The sequence below is a fragment of the Acinetobacter sp. L-24 genome, assembly GCF_056857555.1.
The window spans coordinates 39,983-58,186 of sequence record NZ_JBSXNI010000024.1 but is presented as its reverse complement, the minus strand read 5'-3'; the positions used below and the strand labels follow the sequence as shown (position 1 = coordinate 58,186).

Here is an 18,204-nt window from a genome sequence, read left to right as displayed (position 1 = left end):
CCTGAGGATCGGTCTGGAATACAAGACTCCCAGTCTGGATCAAGAATAAATTTAGGGCAGGAAAATGTCGATACTGTTACAAATAACACTGGTTCTGGTCATTGCACTGTTGATGGTGCCACTGAGTAAAAGGCTCAGGTTGCCAAGTGTGTTGGGCTATCTGTTAACAGGGATCATCTTAAGTCCAAGCCTTTTGCATCTGATTCAGGCACCCGAAGTCATGAGTAGTTTCATGCAAGTCAGCCTGATGGCATTGTTGTTCTGGATCGGCCTGCAACTCAGACCACAACGCATTGTGCAGATTAATCCCTCCCTGTGGATGATGGCTGCTTTACAGGTACTAATCAGCACCCTGATTTTCACGCTCATGGCCTGGGTTTTCCTTCAGCAAAGCCTACTCGCCAGCATTGTAATTGGACTCGCCGGCAGTTTGTCTGCCATGACTCTGGTGATTCAACATCTCAATCATCAGGAACAGTTCGCCACCAGTTATGGTCAGCAAGCCTATTCGATCCTGCTGGTTCATTCCCTGTTGGCCATTCTGGTGATTGCAGCTATTCCCCTATTTGCCGGGATTCGCTCGACTGAACATGGGGTGGCCTACTTTGCTGCCCTCATCGCGACGTTGAGCGGTCTGTTCCTGTGTAATCGTTACCTGATGCAGCCGTTGTATCGCTGGATTGCTAAAAGTGGCAGTCACGAATTGCATGCGGTTGTGGCGATTGCGGTGACCCTGGCATTATTAGTATTGATGAATACCCTCGGCCTAAATCTATTTCTCGGTGCTTTATTTGCCGGAATTTTACTGGCAGATTCAGATTTCCGGCCTGCAGTAGAAAGCACGATTCGGCCTTTTCAGGGCTTGTTGATGGGCCTGGCATTCATCAGTCTGGGCATGTCACTGCACTTAGCTGATCTACGCAATTTCCCCTGGATCATTCTCGGCGGCACCCTCACTTTAATCTTGGTCAAGTTTGCAATCAACCTGGCATTGGCGCGTTATCATCAAAATAGCTGGCGCAATAGTACTCTGCTGGCAGCCAGTCTGGCGCAAGGCGGCGAGTTTGCCTTACTGGCACTGGTGATTGCGGTATCCGACCAGATTATTACGGCCAATCTACTGTCCCCCTTGCTTTGGATGGTGAGTTTTTCCTTGCTGCTGACCCCCGCATTTTATTGGTTATTGCATAGCCAGATCTTACCGCGTCTGGATCACCACAATCATCTGGCGGCAACCTTTGAAACCGATCTCAATCCTCAAACCAGTACACCGATTCTGCTGATTGGCTTTGGCCGCTTCGGACAGATTATTGCCCGGATTTTACTGCAGCAGCAACACGCTTTTAGTGTCATGGACAGCAATTTGCCAGCCACTGAACTTCTGGCGCAGTACGACATCCCTTTCTATCAGGCGGATGCAACAGAACCGGAAGCCTTGATACAGACCGGCATTGCTACAGCGCAACAGGTGATTGTGGCGATTGATGATATTGAAGACTCGATGCTGATCGTGCGGCATCTGCGGCTGAATTATCCTGAAACCTGTTTATGGATACGTGCCCGTGACCGGCATCATGTGCATTTATTGCAGGATTTGGGCGTGAAACACATCTGGCGTGAAACTTATCTTTCAGCTTTGGAACTCAGTCAGGCCTTACTAAACCAGCTCAATCCTGACCTCGAAAATAGCCAGCAACAGATTCAAAACTTCCGCGAACAGGATGAAAAACTGCTCAACAGCCAATATCATCTGGATCCGGATGAACATCCAAATTATGAAAATCAGCGGAGCAGTTTAGCCGAACTGGAGCATCTGTTTGCCCAGGATCAACGCCATAAAGCGCAAAAACAAGCTACACAGCAGCAACAGGATACAAACGGCGCAGGAATTGATACGTTAAGAGATGAACTGTCATAACTTGTGTTTTACAATAATGACACCATTAAAGCAGGGTTATGGAGAATTTTATGTCTGATTTACGCCAACGCTTTTTTATTGAAGATAGCCCTGTTCGTGGTGAAGTGGTGCATCTTGAAGAAGCTTTACAAACCATTTTAGCGCAACGTGACTATGCCCCTGCAGTTAAAATCCTGCTAGGTGAAATGCTCAGTGCCACTGCACTGCTGGCCAGCACATTGAAGATTAAAGGGCGTATCAGCCTGCAAATTCAGGCATCGGGCACATTTAAATGGGCTATGGCTGAATGTAACCATTTGGGTGAAGTTCGCGCTCTGGCTGACTATGAAGAAGATCCGCACTTTCTGGTCGGTGAAGACAGTAGTACAGTGTTGAAATCACTCACCTCTCCGGTGCTGTTCATCAATATCGAACCAGAATTTGGTGAGCGTTATCAGGGAATTGTACCCCTTGATAAAGAAAATCTGGCGGGCTGTCTGATGCAATATTATGACCTTTCTGCACAGATTCCGACGCGTATTGTACTGGCAAGTGACCATCAGCGTGCAGGTGGTTTACTGATTCAGTTGTTGCCACGTAATAGTGAAGAAGAACAACGCCGGGTAGATGAAGACCTATGGCCACGTCTGACCATGCTCACAGAGACCCTGAAAACTGAAGAGTTAGTCGGTTTGCAAGCTACTGATATTCTGTACCGTTTATATAACGAAGAAGAAGTGCGTCTGCCAGATACGGAAGTGTTGAAGTTTGGCTGTACCTGCTCTAAAGAGCGTTGTGCAGTCGCTTTACAGCAAATCGGCGTAGAGTCGATCCGTGAAACGCTGGAATTTCAGAATCCGATCGAAATGGACTGTCAGTTCTGTAATAGCCAATATACTTTTACCGCTGAAGAAGCCTTGGGTCTATTTGGTAAACACCTGAGCTAAGCAGTTCTAATCCTTAAGTTTAAAAGCATTCCTAGGAATGCTTTTTTTTATATTTTAAAACCTATGGGACTGAGTTCAACAGAGCGTATTCTCCTACAGTAGAAAACCTGTCTACCCCCTGAATCAAACTCTCCTGTAAATCCAATCCAAAAATTCCAGTTAAATTATAAGATTATTCACATTAACAAAACCTAAATATTCATCATTTTCAAAAAATTATGAGAAAAACTGCACAGTTTATACTCTTGATTTAATTATGCTTTTAAAATAGATTAGAGCAATAATTCTAAAATGAATACATCATCAATTTAACAGGTATGTTATGAGAAAATTATTGAATACTCTAGTAATGGGGATGAGTTTAATCGCAGTTTCTAGCTTGGCCTTTGCCTATGAAGATCCATTATTGGGTAAATGGAAAACCATCGATGATCAATCGGGCTATTCTCGTGCGGATGTGGAAATTCGCAAGAAAGCAGATGGTAGTTATGAAGGGGTAATTGTCGAAACACGCAGCTTGCCTGGCGCAGAAAAAATGGGGATCTGTCATAAATGTCCAGGTCAGCTCAAGAACAAGCCTTTTCTAGGCCTGCCATTTATCTGGGATTTTAAGGCAGATCCGAAAAAGCCACGTGAATACCATGATGGCAAAGTACTTGATCCGATCAGTGGCAAAGTTTATAAGGGCAAAGCACGCTTAAGTGCTAATGGCAAACGTCTGACCTTACGTGGTTATGTGGGGGTATCAGTGATTGGCCGCAGTGTCACCTGGGTAAAATATTAATTTCAGAAAGATTTTCAAAGCCCCTGTATTTGGGGCTTTTTTCTTTGTCATGATTTGAAACAATAAGGTACAAATAAAAACTGTTTTGGGACAGCTAAAGTCATAATAATGGATCGAAGACGGTTATTTTTTATCCATTTATGATGATCAATCTTCAGCCTCGTTCAATTTTGCCCTTTGGTCTGCTTTGCAGCCCTGATATGGCACCCTCTATTCAACACAGGAAAGTGATTGAATACGCTTTGTCGATAACACATAAAATTATAAAAACCACTTCAGCTTTAACCTTCTTTGCCTCGCATGCTGCTGATAAAGATCCGGTCAGACCGACTGATTCATCGACTACCAGCACATCCCGACTCTTCACTCATGATCATTTGAGTCATCACTCTGAGTCTGCATGTCCAAGGATTGGAAAGCGTTCTATTTTAGCACCTTTCCTTTCTCCGGATTTTGCACACTTGGCTGTTTAAGGAGTAGACCCATGACTACGATTCAGTATCAAGAAAGTTTTTCCCACGGTTATACCCCCTCAGAAATTATGGACGATCGTTCATTTGACTTGATCCACTTTGCAGAAGCGTGTGGACAAAGCCCGGAATGGGTCATGCAGTTAATTGAACATGGAATTTTACCCAATCGTTCCACAACCCCGACCAGCACTTTCCTCGGCGAAGATATCTCGCGTGCACAACGCGCCTATCGCCTGCAACGCGATTTTGATGCCTCATTTAGCGCCGTTGCCATGATGCTGGACCTCATTGATGAGGTGCAGGAGTTACGCCGCGAGGTCAAACACTTGCACTTCAAGTAAATCCTTTTCATGTTCTGTCGATCTGCATTTTCAAGTGCAGATCAGAACATATTTATATTTAATTTTATGATTAGAGTATAAGAATCCCTATGAAAACCAAAGATTGCAATAAGAAAATCAAATACATGTTTCCCGAATACCGCGACTTGATTGTGCAACTTCGCGAGGAAAATCCCTATTTTGCCAAGTTATTCGAGGAACATAACGAGTTGGACAAAGAAATCAGCCAGCTTGAACTTGATCCAGTCAATCATATCAACAATGATATTGAGGCGATCAAGCGTAAAAAACTGAAATTAAAAGATGAAATTTATCGTTTGTTAAAAAGCTCTGAAGCGGACCCCTTGACCTGAGATCAACTGGACACCACATTCAGACCAATACTGACGCATAAAAAAAGCCCTAAGCCAGCCAAAGTAAACACTTTGACCAAGCTCAGGGCTTTTTTATTGTTATTCACACGAGTTTTCCCATGTGAATACTTTTAAGAATTAAACTTGTTCGATGTCTTTCATCGTTAATTTAATACGGCCACGGTTATCAACATCCGCAACCTGTACTTTTACTTCCTGACCTTCTTTCAATACATCTGCCACGTTCGCAATGCGTTCGTTTGAGATTTGAGAGATGTGAAGTAAGCCATCAGTACCTGGCAGGATATTTACGAACGCACCGAATTCAACAATACGAATCACTTTACCTGTATAAATTGTACCTGGCTCGATTTCAGCCGTAAGTGCCTGAATCTTGGCAACTGCAGCTTGCGCAGCCGCTTTAGTTTCACCAAATACGCGAACTGTACCGTTATCTTCGATATCAATCGCCGCTTTAGTTTCTTCAGTAATTGCACGAATGGTCGCGCCGCCTTTACCGATCACATCACGGATTTTATCCGGGTTGATGTTGATCACCTGGAATGTCGGTGCGTGCATCGAAATTTCAGGACGCGCACGTGAAATCACCTGGTTCATCTCATTCAAGATGTGCATACGACCCGCATAAGCCTGGTTCAATGCAGATTCCATGATCTCTTCAGTGATGCCTTCGATCTTTATGTCCATTTGTAGCGCAGTAATACCGTTTGCAGAACCCGCTACTTTAAAGTCCATGTCGCCCAAGTGATCTTCATCACCCAAGATGTCAGAAAGAACTGCGAAACGCTCGCCTTCTTTCACTAGACCCATCGCAATACCTGCAACTGGCGCTTTAAGTGGAACACCAGCATCCATCAATGATAATGAAGCACCACATACAGACGCCATTGAAGACGAACCGTTTGATTCAGTGATGTCAGAAACGATACGGATCACGTACGGGAAGCGATCAGCCGCAGGAAGAACTGCTTGAACACCACGACGTGCCAAACGACCGTGACCAATCTCACGACGCTTAGGACCAGATTCACGACCTGTTTCACCTACAGAGTATGCAGGGAAGTTGTAGTGCAACATGAAGTTGTCAGTTTTTGTACCTGCAAGGGTATCAACCATCAACGCATCACGTGTATTACCCAAAGTCGTTGTGACCAAGGCCTGAGTTTCACCACGTGTGAACAATGCTGAACCGTGTGCACGATCCAATACGCCTACTTGTACGTCGATTGCACGAACAGTTTTGGTATCACGACCATCGATACGTGGCTTACCAGACAGGATGTTGTCACGAACGGTACGGTATTTAAGGTCTTCGAACAGCTCATTTACTTCTTCTGCAATGCCAGTTTCGTCATTTTCAGGAACGAACTGTGCAACTGCTTCTGCATAAAGCGCGTCAAGTGCCGCATAACGGTCTTGCTTAACTGCAATCGTGTAAGCTTCAGAGATTTTCGCTTCGAATGCTTCTTTCAATTTACCAAGAAGTTCTTCGTTTTTAACTGGAGCAACCCAAGTTGATTCAACCGCGCCTGCAGCTGCAGCAAATTCTTTGATCGCCTGGATCGCAATTTGCATTTCGTCATGACCGAACAATACAGCGCCCAGCATTTGGTCTTCTGAAAGTTCTTTCGCTTCAGATTCAACCATCAATACTGCAGTTTCAGTACCCGCAACAACAAGATCAAGATCAGACTCTTTAAGTTGTTCAAGGGTTGGGTTCAGGATGTATTCACCGTTGATTAAACCAACGCGCGCGCCACCAATCGGACCACGGAAAGGTGTACCAGCAATAGACAATGCAGCTGAAGTACCCAACATTGCAGCAATGTCAGCATCCATGGTTTTATCAGAAGAAATAACAGTAGCTGTTACTTGAATTTCGTTGAAGTAACCTTCCGGGAACAACGGACGAATTGGACGGTCAATCAGACGTGAAATCAAAGTTTCAGCTTCAGACTGACGGCCTTCACGCTTGCCATAACCACCCGGGATACGACCAGCAGCATATTGCTTTTCTTGATAGTTTACAGTCAATGGGAAGAAGTCTTGACCTGCTTTTGCTTTAGGTTGTGCCACAACAGCAACAAGTACTTGTACGCCGCCCATGGTGATCACAACAGTGTTTGCCTGACGGGCAACACGACCTGTTTCCAAGATAACGTTGTGCTGACCGAATTGGAATTCTTTACGAATAATATTAAACATTGACATGTTTTATTTTTTCCTAGTTCTTGTGAACAATTATTCTAGTGGAGACCCCTAAGGTTTGGCATTCATGACCATATGGGCGAGTAAATGACAAAGCTTAGAAGCCGACCTCACCAGATTAAATACTATTTTTAAACACAAAGAAGGAGCGAAATATTCGCCCCTTCCACAGACCTAGCCATAAGCCAAGCCAACTTTAGTTTTCAGCAATACAGCACAAAGCATGCAATAAACCCGAAAATAAAGTTTAAATCGAATTAACGACGTAAACCTAAAGCACCGATCAATGCTACATAACGACCGTGGTCTTTACCATTTAGGTAGTCAAGAAGCTTACGACGTTGGTTAACCATACGGATCAAACCGCGACGGCTATGGTGGTCGTGTTTATGCTCTTTAAAGTGACCTTGTAAGTCATTGATTTGAGCAGTTAAAAGAGCTACTTGAACTTCTGGTGAACCAGTGTCGTTTTCAGCGCGAGCGAATTTAGCCATGATCTCTGCGCGATCTGCGTTAGTTAAAGCCATTCGATTTCTCCGAGATGCTTATATATTTTGATAAAAATCAAAGTGATGAGAATTCAAAACCTTGACTGCCGTGCATCACTACAGCAAGTTGCATATTTTAAGGGAAAACGCATCAAATTGCAAAAATAGATCCAGATTTTTGCATGGCTTTGGTCGCTCATTGATGCAGTTCAGATCCGATGACTCTTGTCCCCCAAAGATTCGGGTTTTGCATTATTTTAGTGAAATAAATCCAGAATGAATTAAATATAGAAATTCCTTTGAAAAGCCAACAAACCCTTTAGCTCGCGTGAATCTTCCGCTGCTCTCCATAAAATGGATAAAAAAAAGCCCGAGTAAACTCGGGCTTTTTGGCGCTGTAGTTCTTTCTCTTATCATTATTATTTATTGTATTATTATGGCGTTTTACGCTTATTATTATTTTCAAACATCCTGTTGAAAAATCATCTTCCTTGTGTGGTAGATTTTGCCACATTCCCACCAGACAACTAGAGGTATTTGCCTCATTTTACTGTAAGCCATTTCGTACATCATAGGGTAAAAATTTGCATAATGTTACACAGCTCTCGTTTTATTTAACGCTATTTACTTAAGTTTACTGGCTAGGGCTGAAAAATTTTGCTAAGAAATTAGGATAAAAATCCAGCAAGATTCCTATAAAAAATCAGGATATAAAAAAGCCTTGTAGTCTCTCCCAAAACTACAAGGCTTAGCGGCTGTAAGTTTCCTCTTTCACTTACTTCACTGTAAGTTCGCTGTCTACCGACATTATTATTATCATTATACGATTATGCTCAACTTTCCGTGTTGAGTTATTTTGTAGAACCAATCTTCTCAAAAACCGAGCAAAAGCTCTATGCGTCAATTTCCTGAATCCTTGTAAGCTTTTACCTACAAGATTTGATTATTTTTGCCAATTAAATTACTAGATTTTTCAATGATTTTTTGGCTCAAACCACTTTTCCGGATGGTTCTGACACAAAGTGCTTGTGTAAAAGCATCATAATCTACCAATAAACTGACCACTTTTTTGGCTCGAGTAATTGCAGTATAAATCAACTCTTTGCTCAATAAATTTTTTGCATATTGATCCAGCACCACTGCCGTATGGGCAAACTCTGAACCTTGAGATTTGTGAATGGTTAGCGCAAAAGCAGTTTCAATGCTTTTAGGTAAACGGGTGGCTAATACCCATTTTTCCAGACTCGGAAAATACACTTCAAACTGACGCTGACCAGACTGTTCACGTAAAAAACAGATGCCAATATCACCATTGGACAGCCCCAACTGATAGTCGTTATAACTCATCATGACGGGGCGTCCGACATACCAGTCGCCCTGTTTCAACTGCCCTTGGGCTGCTAAAAAGCGTTGCTCAATCTGCAGGTTGATCTTGATCAGACCCAAATCACCAGAACGGATTGCTGTTAAAATCCGGTAATCATCAAAAGTTTTGACTACCTGTTGCACATACTGCTCAAAATCAGCTGAGTTTCGTTCTGTTTTTATGGCCTGTATATAAGCCTGATAACCATACATCAGCTGGTCATAATACTGATTCAAGTTATGCGCGGTCTGTTCGGCGCCAGCGAGCAGGTACTGCAGCTGCAAATGGTCGATCTCAACCTGATCCAAATCGATCGCCTGTAACTCACTGGCTGCTAGAATCTGTTGCTCAAATTTCTGCAAGACGTGAGAAGGCTCATGATTCTGCTGGATAAACTCCGCCATTGCGCCAATCTTGGCCCCAGTCGCAAAACGTCGTGTGGTGATTAAATTGACCCGGTTATCTTCCAGAGTCGCTACTTGCTGTAAATCTGCCAATACCGTTCCCACATCCACAGAGGCCAGCTGATCTGCATCACCGAGTAAAATCAGCCGTGCATGAGACGGTACGGAGGCCAGTAACATCTGTGACAGGTTTAAATCCAGCATCGAGGCTTCGTCGACCACGATCACATCATAAGGCAGAGGCTGCTTGGCATGAAAGCGTGGCTGTCCGCGAGTGCCCAGACCCAATAAGCGATGCAGGGTGACCGGTTGTAACTGTTTTAATTGTTCTAGCTCAAACTGTTGTAACGCTTCACTGTGCAAGGCTTTTTGCAGTGCTTCTTTCATGCGCTGTGCGGCCTTTCCGGTAGGTGCTGCCATGGCAATCCGGATATTTGGCAAGGCTTCATGCAGGACCGCAATCATATGCGCCAAGGTATAGGTTTTACCGGTACCCGGACCGCCGCTAATAATATTCAGCGCCTGCCGCGCAACCATTTCCAGTGCCAATTTTTGCTGTGGATCTGACAATAAATTGCGATCACGTTCGGATAAATCAATAGCGGCAACCGGTTGGGCTTTAATCCGAGCAATATGTGAGGCTACTGCCTGTTCCAGTTGCCAATAGCGATACAGATATAAATGCTGATCTGCACAAATAAATGGTGCAATTCCTGTACTTTGCTGACGGCGATCTAGAACCAGATTATGTAATAGGGCAACCTGCTGAGGATCAACCTCGATACAGCTATCCCCTGCCTGTATCGCCTCAAGCAGTTGCTGAATCAAGAATTTTGCTGCCGGATCAAATGTAGCCGTACTAAACGGCGGCTGACACAAATAGTCAATCCAGGCCATTAAATTGGAGTCTTGCTGCGACACGTGATTCTGCTCATTTTCCACACAGTTATCCTCAAAGTTATCCACAGGATAATTTTCTGTTTAATCTCTATATATATTATAAAACTGCAAAATCATGCTGATTTTTTCTGCTCAAAATAGCCCAGTATTTGATCCAGTTTTTCTATGAATTCCAGGCTCGGTTGCCAATGATAAGCCCCTTGCTGGACCTGTCCATTCATCCCGCGCAAATACAAATAGGTTGCGCCGCCCAGATGCTGTGTGATCGAATAACCCTGCATATTGGCACTCAGATAACGATGCAGCCCCACCAGATACAAAGCGGCCTGCAACCAGTAACTGGACTGGCTCATATTCTGCTGAATCGCCTCAGCACTATAGTGCTGCTGATCAGGGCCGAGGAAGTTACTTTTATAATCGGCAATATGGTAGCGCTGGCCATCGAAATACACCAGATCGATGGAACCGGTCAGATATCGCGCCGATTTGGCCTCATTAAAATCGCTCATGACTATGTCATGTCCGAGAAAAAGCTGATGGATTTGCCGAATCTGCAAAGGGGCATCGGTCAAGGACAGATAAAAAGGAAATTCTGACAGATACTGTTTAGCCTCCAGCTGCGCCAAAGCAAAATCTACCTGAATCGGAGTGGCCAGAATGTCATGTACCCAGTCATGCATCAGGTTCAGCAAAATATCTTCTGTAATCTCGTCCAACAAGCCATCAAAAGCAGTCTGGAAAATACTGTCCACATTCAGCGATTCAGTGCTTGCAGAGCGTGTGAGCTGGGCCACTTCCTGTTCAAAAAACTGGATAAAGGCGTCATCCTCCAGCCCATCGAAATACACCTGAAACTGACCTAAAAATTCTAGCAGACCCGAACGATCGAGCTGTTGTGCCGAGTGAAACAGCTGCTGCCATTGCTGGCGATAAGCTTTGCTTTGGTCATGCAGGCGAATTCCGGTCAATAACTTATAGTTCAGGCTGGACAATACGCGCTGCATACTATGACGCAATTCCTCGGCTTTGAAATCTGCCTGAGCTGTGGCCTGAAACAGGGTTCGCAGATTCACCACAGCGGCCTGATAATGCAGGGAAAAGGCCTGTTCCAGTACACTACGTATATGAAAAGCCTGTTCAAATTTTTCTTTCAGTTCCTGCCAGATTTGCGGTGCGGTATTTTTAAAACGGCGCCGGATTTCCAGATTCCAGTAACTGCTGTCCTGAAAATCGATATGTTCAAAAATGCTGTGCAAGAAAGTTCCGGCCACTGTACCTTTAGGAAAATTCAGCCTAATCCAGTCTAAGGGCACGGCTGCTGGCTGTTCTTCCAGACCGGTAAAATGAATTTCATCGGCGGCACTATCGGGCTGTTCTGAAGCCATGACCAGATCGTCCTGCAAGATATGTCCATGTAGCTGATGCTGTGACAAAGCCGTAAAACTGGTTTTGGTTCGCGGATAAAACTGCCGCTCTGGCAAAGGTTGCGCCCGCATGTCGACCTGATGATGGCTCGACTGCTCGACCAGACGCGGTGGTTCCTGAGACAGCGGCTGCTCGACCAGACTTAAAGCATGTTGAAACAGTTGATCTCCCTGACCACGCCAGAAGGCCAGCCCGGAATCAGACTGTGCGTTCTGGTCCTGCAGCATGGCATATACCCGGTGACTGGCACGGGTCAGCGCCACATACCAGAGTCGGTGGTTTTCGGCAGCATTACGCGCTGCATTCTGCAGAATCGCCTGCTCATGTAAATTCTTGTGATTCACTGCAATCACCCGGGATTGTTCCAGAATGTTGTCCTGTTCAGACGCAGACAGGGAAAAATTCAGATTGCCTTTATTCACATCAAAAGCAGCATCTGCTCCCAATAAAAACACCACTTTAAATTCCAGCCCTTTGGAGGCATGAATGGTCATCAGCTGCACCCCATGATCCCCAGACAGCTTGCGTTCTTTTTCGCTGTCCTTGCCTGAAGGTGACTGAAGCTGGCGCAAATACCAGTGATAGAGTTTTTGCGCCCCCTGATAATATTCACTCTGCTGGCTCAGCATCTCGGTCAGATGGCGTAGATTGACCACTACCCGCTCATTGTCCAGACTTTGACTGGCCACCAGATTGGTCCAGACCTGAAACAGATTCAGTGCATAATTCCAGGCGGTCAAAAAGCCTTTCTCAAACCACATTTCCCGAATTATATCCAGATCCGCAATATAGCGACTGAGGCCTTCACTCTGCTCCTGTAATTCGATCAGTTTTTTCAGATTGAAGCCCAACAGACGAGTCAGCAAGGCCCGCTTGACCTTGGCCTCATTGAAAGGATCCATGATCGCCGTCAATACTGCCGCGACATCCTGAGCGATTGGACTGGCGAACACGCTCTGTTTGGATTCTTTATAGGAGGGAATGCCCATACGCTGCAGACGCTGCTTCACCTGTTCCAGAGCAAAATGCCCAAATCCCAACACGGCAATATCATCTGCGCTCAGGCTTTGCTGATGCTCTTGCTGCTGAAAGTACAGTTGCTGCTGGGCAGACTGATTCAGCAATGCACGGATTTTCCAGGCCACCTGGTCTGCTTCCAGGTCCGATTCACCTAGCTGAATCCATCGTAAGGGCTGCGGGTTGATCCTGCCCATATCGACCAGATCTGGATGCGGGCGACTACCGGCCTGAATCAGGGTGTACTGCACCTGTTCGCCAAAATCCATTTGCCGCTGGAACAGTGCATCAACCACTTCTACGAGCGGTTTGACTGACCGATGGTTCTGCATCAGGGTATATTCGCGGCCCTGTTTATGCAGCACATCGGCATGTGCCTTGTTATAGGTGAGCATATCGCCGCCACGGAAACCGTAAATTGCCTGTTTCGGATCACCGACCATAATCATGCAGCCGGACTGCACCCGGTTGGCATCACGCCAGATCTTGGCCAGCAAATCATCCTGATCCTGATTGGTGTCCTGAAATTCATCGACCAGAATCAGCGGATAACGTGCCTGTACAAACTGGGCAAAACGCTGTCCCTGCTGGCCTTGCAATGCTTCCGCCAATGTACGAATTTGCTGGGAAAAAGTGGTTTCACCCTGCTGCTGCAAGGTTTGTGGCAAACGGGTCTGCACACTTTGAATAATATGAAATTCCAGATAGGTCGTAAGCTGTTGCAGCTGCTCATCCAGATACTGTTTGACCTCACACAGCGCATCAATTGCCACGATCAGACTATGTTGCAAAATCAGCTGCTGCTCTGCATCCGGACAGCTTTTGTTAAAGACCTGAGTGGTCGGCTGGAAATCGGTTTTCTTGCGGCGCAAATGGCACAGATTCAGTAAAATCGGCTGCAATTCAGCATCAAAGAAACTCATGCCACCCTGATTTTTCAGGGCTGCGCTCCAGGTCATAAAGTTTTCACAAATTTCGGTTAACTTGGTCAAAAAACTCTTGTGAAAATACTTCGGACTTTCCTGACAATAACGCCGCATCACGGCAAGATCATGCTCCTGAATATTTAATAATTGGCTAATACAGGCTTCCAATTTGTTCAGGTCACATTCAGCCGGTTCGATCTTGCGAAAATGCTGCTTACTGAAATTCAGGGCATCACGCACCAGCCCGGTATAATGCTCCACCGGTTTCAGCAGATTCTGGACATACAGATGATTGACCATATATTGCGGCTGTTGCTGAATCCAGTCACGCAGCACATCATGAATCAGCTGCTGGATATACAGATCCTGATCTTCGGTCAGTTCTGCACGTTCAATCTTGCCACTTTCAAATGCAAATTCACGTAACAGTTTCTGGCTAAAGCTGTCCAGGGTGCCAACAAACAGTTCATCCAGCTGGTTCAGCACCAGACGTAAACGGCGACGGGCATAATCCAGCCGTGAACCATAATCTTTCAGTACCTGCTGAAATAAAGGATCGGTTTCATTCTGGATTTTTGCTGTGATTTCAACTGAATTGAGCTGCTGATGACGCTGGATATAAGCCAGCGTTTCCTCGATGCGAAGCCGTACCCGGTTTTTCAGTTCAGCCGTGGCCTTACGGGTAAATGTCGTCGCAATCACCTGATGCGGATAATACTGGTCCAAAAAAATCCGCACCATCAGACTGGATAGCGTATAGGTCTTGCCGGTGCCTGCCGAGGCTTCAATCCAGTGTAGGCCACGGAACTTCATGTCCTGAATCGGATTGGTGGAAATGGCTGTTTGCATCTGCTGCTTTAAGAAAGTCATACGGCTATTTCACCCACTCCAGATGTTGATGAATCGGCGCATACAGGCCATGGGCAAAATCATGACAGCAGTTTTGCAAGGCCAGATCCGGATCCTGATCTTGCAAAATAAATTGCCAATCCTGATGCAAGACACTAGATTCACTCGAAGTCAATGGCTTAGCTGTTTTAGGACTATAACTGTTGTTCCAGGCTTCCAACAATTCCTGCATTTCCACAATGGTCATTTTACCCTGTTCATTCTCGGCCCACTGCCACTCTTTTTTCATCAGTAATTCTGCCGGCAAGACCAGCGGCTGCTGTTGACCAATTTCCCAGGCCTTTAACCAGAGCTGCAAATACTCATGTGCCTTGCTCGAACTCAAGCCAGAAAACTTCAGGGTTTTATTACTGAAAATGACAATGCGCTCCAGTTCTGGTGAGCGTGCATCGTCATTCAAGTAAGCCAGCCATAGCAGATACTCCAGCCAGATCTGGGCACGGCGTTTTTCCGAGGCCGAAGAGGATTGCATACTCAGCCAGTAGCTGCTGTGTGGAACCTGAGGCACGTTTATATGAATGATCAGTTCAGGACTGAACTGCAGGGATTGTTGGGTGACTGGCGTCAGTTCTTTGCCCAACTGTAGCAAACGTTCTTGCAATAACTGCTGTTCCTGCTGGCTGCCCAGCCAGGTGGCTTGCTGGGTTTTGCCCACCGGCAAACGGTCTAGCATCAGGTTTGGCTCAATCTCCTGCTCTTGTTGTAACAGGAAATCCCGCACCTGATACTGTTCCAGCTTGTTCAATAATAAGGGTTCCCGGGAACTCGGCAAATCGGCATAGCGAATCGTGGAAACCCCGATACTTTTCAGGAACAGGCGCGCCGGGAAAATCATATCGCGAATCCATTCATCGCCTTTGAGTACCCGGATTTCTTTTTGTTCTAGTGCCGGATAATGTGCATTAATCCAACTGCTGCGTTTGCCTTCGGCACTGCGGATATATTCTGCCACTGCAAACCACTGATCCTGATAACGTGGTGTCTGCATATCTGCGAATCCGGCTGGATCAAAAGGCTGCAAGGGATGTACATGATAAAGCTGCTGGATATGTTGAGCGACTGACAGACCATGAATATCCACCATCGGATCGACTTCGACATCCGGCTGTTCAGACTGGCAGATCAGCGCGATATGTTGAACCAGTTCCTGCAAGGCAGTGGATGGATCGCGAGCCTCACCATCCTCCAGATCAAAGCCATTGTAGAACAGCCATAGATTTTCCTGTGCCAGCAGCAAGGCATCCAGAAAAGCGCCCTGCTCGTCATCCAGACGGGAACGGTCACCGAGTTGCGGCTTCAGGCTGCGCATCAGGTCAAACGGAACCTGTTGATTACGGCTCGGAAATTTACCGCTATCCAGATTCAGCATCACCACCAGTTTATAAGGCAATGGACGGATCTGGCCAATCTGGCTAAAAGTAATCTGTCCGGTCGGTTCAGCCTGATCCAGCTGCATCTCCAGGGTATTCTGAATTTCTTCCAGCACATAAGGCAGAGGCAGACTGAGTGCCACCAGTTCCTGACTGGCATGCGGATCATCCTGATCATGATAATCAGCCAGGGTCAGCATCCGCATTTGCTTGTCGATAATCTCGGCAACGGTTTTGAGCGATTCCACGCCAGCATCACGGAACTCGTTCAGATCGGCGCGCAGATATTCCAGCCAGGTTTTGACTGGCGTGCGCTGTCCGGTTTCATGCAAAGTCAGCCAGTCACGGCGCTCTACCAGATCCTGATAAATCCGGATCAGGGTGGATATCAAGGGAAAATCACTGGTCAGAACCTTGGCATAACTCAAGGTGTCCTGAAACAGGGTATGTTCAGGAATCGCCAGACCCAACGCCAGACGGTCCAGCGCGAATTTAAAGCTAAACCGGTAATCCTCATCGCCTGCGCTCAGACTTTGCTGTAAATGCTGCTGGTCCAATCCACGCTTGAAGCCAGCATCTGTCAGCAACTGCAACATCCGTTCTACCTGACTATAGTCCAGAGCATAATACTGCTGGGTCGCATTCAGGCTGAGCCAGTCGGCAAAGTCCTCAATACTGAAACGGCGACGTACCCACTGAATCCGGCCCAGTACCGCGCGCCAGGCATTGCTGACATCCAGACGCGACACCCCGGCAATCTGGATCGGTAAATACAGGTTATCTTTTTGCAGGCGTTTGCTGCCGGTTTCGCGCTCACGCGGTGGTGGCGCAAAGACACTGCGAATTGCCGGTTCCAGTTCTTTCAGACTTGGCGTCAACACCAGAATATCACTTGGTTGACGCGGCGCTTCTTCAGTGCCTTGAGCCAGCCAGTGAATCAGCTGTTCTTTGAGGACTTCCAGCTGACGTAATGAAGAATGACAGACATGAATCTGTACAGAATCATCGTCAGGGCTTAAAGCATATTGATGCTGTTCAGGCTCGAGTAAATACAGAATATCTGACTGGATTTTGGCCAGCAGTTTATTTTGATATTCATCGACAAAGACATCGGCCCAGAGACCCTCTTCCCCCGAAGACAGTTTAGAGAGTAGAGAAAAATGATCCCGTGCCTGCTTGCCGAATCGGGTCAGAAGCGGATGCCGCGATTCCCGGTCTTCGGCATTAAAGTTCAGCTGCTTGATCCTGAAGTCTTTTATTTCCGCATCATTCGGTTTACGTTGACGGGTCTTTTCAAAACGCTGAATAAAGCGCTCTTCCCGCTGCAAATCAAACCTGGCTTTCCAGTCAGGATCGACACTGTCGGCCCAGTATTCCTGCGAGGGGTTGAAGTGAAAAATATAGATATCAATGTATTGCCCCAGACGGCGTAAAAAATCCAGCTGGCTGGGTGGCAGTTCTAGCAGGCTAAATACCACAATCTGGGCCGGTAGTCGTTTTAGAGCCTGGGCGCGGGTTTCTGCATTCTCCAGCCGCTCCCAATACAGGCGTTCAATCTCCAGGATTTTGGCATAGTCATCCTGAAATACATGCTGCCACAACCAGCGTTGCCAGGCTTCCAGTTCACGCGCCTGAATCTTGACAAAATCCGCCACCTGCATCTCATGGCCATTTTCATCTTTGGGGCTATAGATCATTTGCTCGATATCGAGCGCAATATCCTGCCCCCAGGACTCTAACCAGTTACTCGGACAACTACAGTTGTTTGGAGGACAGTTACGCGCGCAATAACCACGATAATCCATATAATGGCTAAACAAACGCGACACCTGCTCGGCTACCCAGTACAGCATGCTCTGTTTTTTCAGCTGCTTCTCTGTACCCTGCTCCAGCCGGTCAGCACTGTCATAAATCCGCTTCACAATAGAATACAGCGGATGATCGACGTCTAAAGGAATCTGTTCAGGCAGAATACATTTACGCAATGCCTGAAACACGCGCCATTTGATGATAATGCGCGGAATATTGGCTTCACGGACCTGCTCCACTTCTTTAGGCGCATTCAATACCCATTGATAGGAAGTCCATTGAAAGGCGCGAATCCGGTGATGAAACTGGGTATTGGCGCTAATACCTTTTTTCTCGGCAATTTTCTGGGTCAGCCAAGTTTCTACTGCCGGAGATGGCACAATAAAATGCCGGGTTTGTAACACCTCAAATGGATTCCGGGCAGTCTGGTTGACAATACGCAGCATACTATCCAAAAGCACATCAATACGTTGACTCTGAATAACATGGATGGCCATTGGTTCCCCTGAACTGCTGAATGTGGTTTTTACTACAAAATGATAAAGATTATTTACTATACATCCCGA

Annotated in this window: 10 protein-coding genes; 5 read left to right on the top strand and 5 right to left on the bottom strand. The window is 46.1% G+C overall.

The features are described from left to right. Positions 1-64: 64 nt before the first annotated feature. From AC13CK_RS01910 to AC13CK_RS01890, 5 genes are all read left to right on the top strand, one after another. A complete protein-coding gene (locus tag AC13CK_RS01910) occupies positions 65-1,918 on the top strand; it encodes a cation:proton antiporter domain-containing protein (protein WP_425879009.1) in 1,854 nt (617 codons plus the stop codon). A 50-nt stretch (positions 1,919-1,968) separates the two neighbouring features. Beyond that, positions 1,969-2,844 carry an Hsp33 family molecular chaperone HslO gene (hslO, locus tag AC13CK_RS01905; RefSeq protein WP_004647344.1) on the top strand — a complete coding sequence of 292 codons (876 nt, stop codon included), beginning with the start codon at positions 1,969-1,971 and terminating at the stop codon, positions 2,842-2,844. Between the two features lie 322 nt (positions 2,845-3,166). Next, on the top strand, positions 3,167-3,628 hold the full coding sequence (locus AC13CK_RS01900) for a DUF2147 domain-containing protein (protein WP_148334810.1): 462 nt from the start codon (positions 3,167-3,169) through the stop codon (positions 3,626-3,628). Positions 3,629-4,112: 484 nt separating this feature from the next. Further along, positions 4,113-4,442: a chaperone modulator CbpM gene (locus AC13CK_RS01895; RefSeq protein WP_004278573.1), complete on the top strand. Its 330-nt coding sequence runs from the start codon at positions 4,113-4,115 to the stop codon at positions 4,440-4,442. Positions 4,443-4,531: 89 nt separating this feature from the next. Next, positions 4,532-4,795 carry an HP1242/YdcH family protein gene (locus AC13CK_RS01890; protein ID WP_004729352.1) on the top strand — a complete coding sequence of 88 codons (264 nt, stop codon included), beginning with the start codon at positions 4,532-4,534 and terminating at the stop codon, positions 4,793-4,795. A 138-nt stretch (positions 4,796-4,933) separates the two neighbouring features. Here the strand turns inward: AC13CK_RS01890 and pnp are convergent, their stop codons facing one another. From pnp to AC13CK_RS01865, 5 genes are all read right to left on the bottom strand, one after another. Further along, positions 4,934-7,021, bottom strand: a complete 2,088-nt coding sequence (gene pnp, locus AC13CK_RS01885) for a polyribonucleotide nucleotidyltransferase (RefSeq protein ID WP_425879270.1) — start codon at positions 7,019-7,021, stop codon at positions 4,934-4,936. A 260-nt stretch (positions 7,022-7,281) separates the two neighbouring features. Next, positions 7,282-7,551 (bottom strand): 30S ribosomal protein S15, encoded by a 270-nt coding sequence (gene rpsO / locus AC13CK_RS01880; RefSeq protein ID WP_004278577.1) that lies wholly within the window; start codon positions 7,549-7,551, stop codon positions 7,282-7,284. Between the two features lie 891 nt (positions 7,552-8,442). Then, entirely contained in the window at positions 8,443-10,224 is a 1,782-nt protein-coding gene (gene recD / locus AC13CK_RS01875) for an exodeoxyribonuclease V subunit alpha (RefSeq protein ID WP_425879005.1), read from the bottom strand. Positions 10,225-10,295: 71 nt separating this feature from the next. Beyond that, positions 10,296-14,420 (bottom strand): UvrD-helicase domain-containing protein, encoded by a 4,125-nt coding sequence (locus AC13CK_RS01870; RefSeq protein ID WP_482830899.1) that lies wholly within the window; start codon positions 14,418-14,420, stop codon positions 10,296-10,298. A gap of 4 nt (positions 14,421-14,424) precedes the next feature. Next, a complete protein-coding gene (locus tag AC13CK_RS01865) occupies positions 14,425-18,135 on the bottom strand; it encodes an exodeoxyribonuclease V subunit gamma (RefSeq protein ID WP_425879001.1) in 3,711 nt (1,236 codons plus the stop codon). Positions 18,136-18,204 lie beyond the last annotated feature (69 nt).

Bases quoted from the DNA above. Each gene is read 5' to 3' on its own strand.
- AC13CK_RS01895 (WP_004278573.1), top strand. From the start codon at position 4,113: ATGACTACGATTCAGTATCAAGAAAGTTTTTCCCACGGTTATACCCCC.
- rpsO (WP_004278577.1), bottom strand. From the start codon at position 7,551: ATGGCTTTAACTAACGCAGATCGCGCAGAGATCATGGCTAAATTCGCT.
- AC13CK_RS01890 (WP_004729352.1), top strand. From the start codon at position 4,532: ATGAAAACCAAAGATTGCAATAAGAAAATCAAATACATGTTTCCCGAA.
- hslO (WP_004647344.1), top strand. From the start codon at position 1,969: ATGTCTGATTTACGCCAACGCTTTTTTATTGAAGATAGCCCTGTTCGT.
- AC13CK_RS01900 (WP_148334810.1), top strand. From the start codon at position 3,167: ATGAGAAAATTATTGAATACTCTAGTAATGGGGATGAGTTTAATCGCA.
- AC13CK_RS01865 (WP_425879001.1), bottom strand. From the start codon at position 18,135: ATGGCCATCCATGTTATTCAGAGTCAACGTATTGATGTGCTTTTGGAT.
- pnp (WP_425879270.1), bottom strand. From the start codon at position 7,021: ATGTTTAATATTATTCGTAAAGAATTCCAATTCGGTCAGCACAACGTT.
- AC13CK_RS01910 (WP_425879009.1), top strand. From the start codon at position 65: ATGTCGATACTGTTACAAATAACACTGGTTCTGGTCATTGCACTGTTG.
- AC13CK_RS01870 (WP_482830899.1), bottom strand. From the start codon at position 14,420: ATGACTTTCTTAAAGCAGCAGATGCAAACAGCCATTTCCACCAATCCG.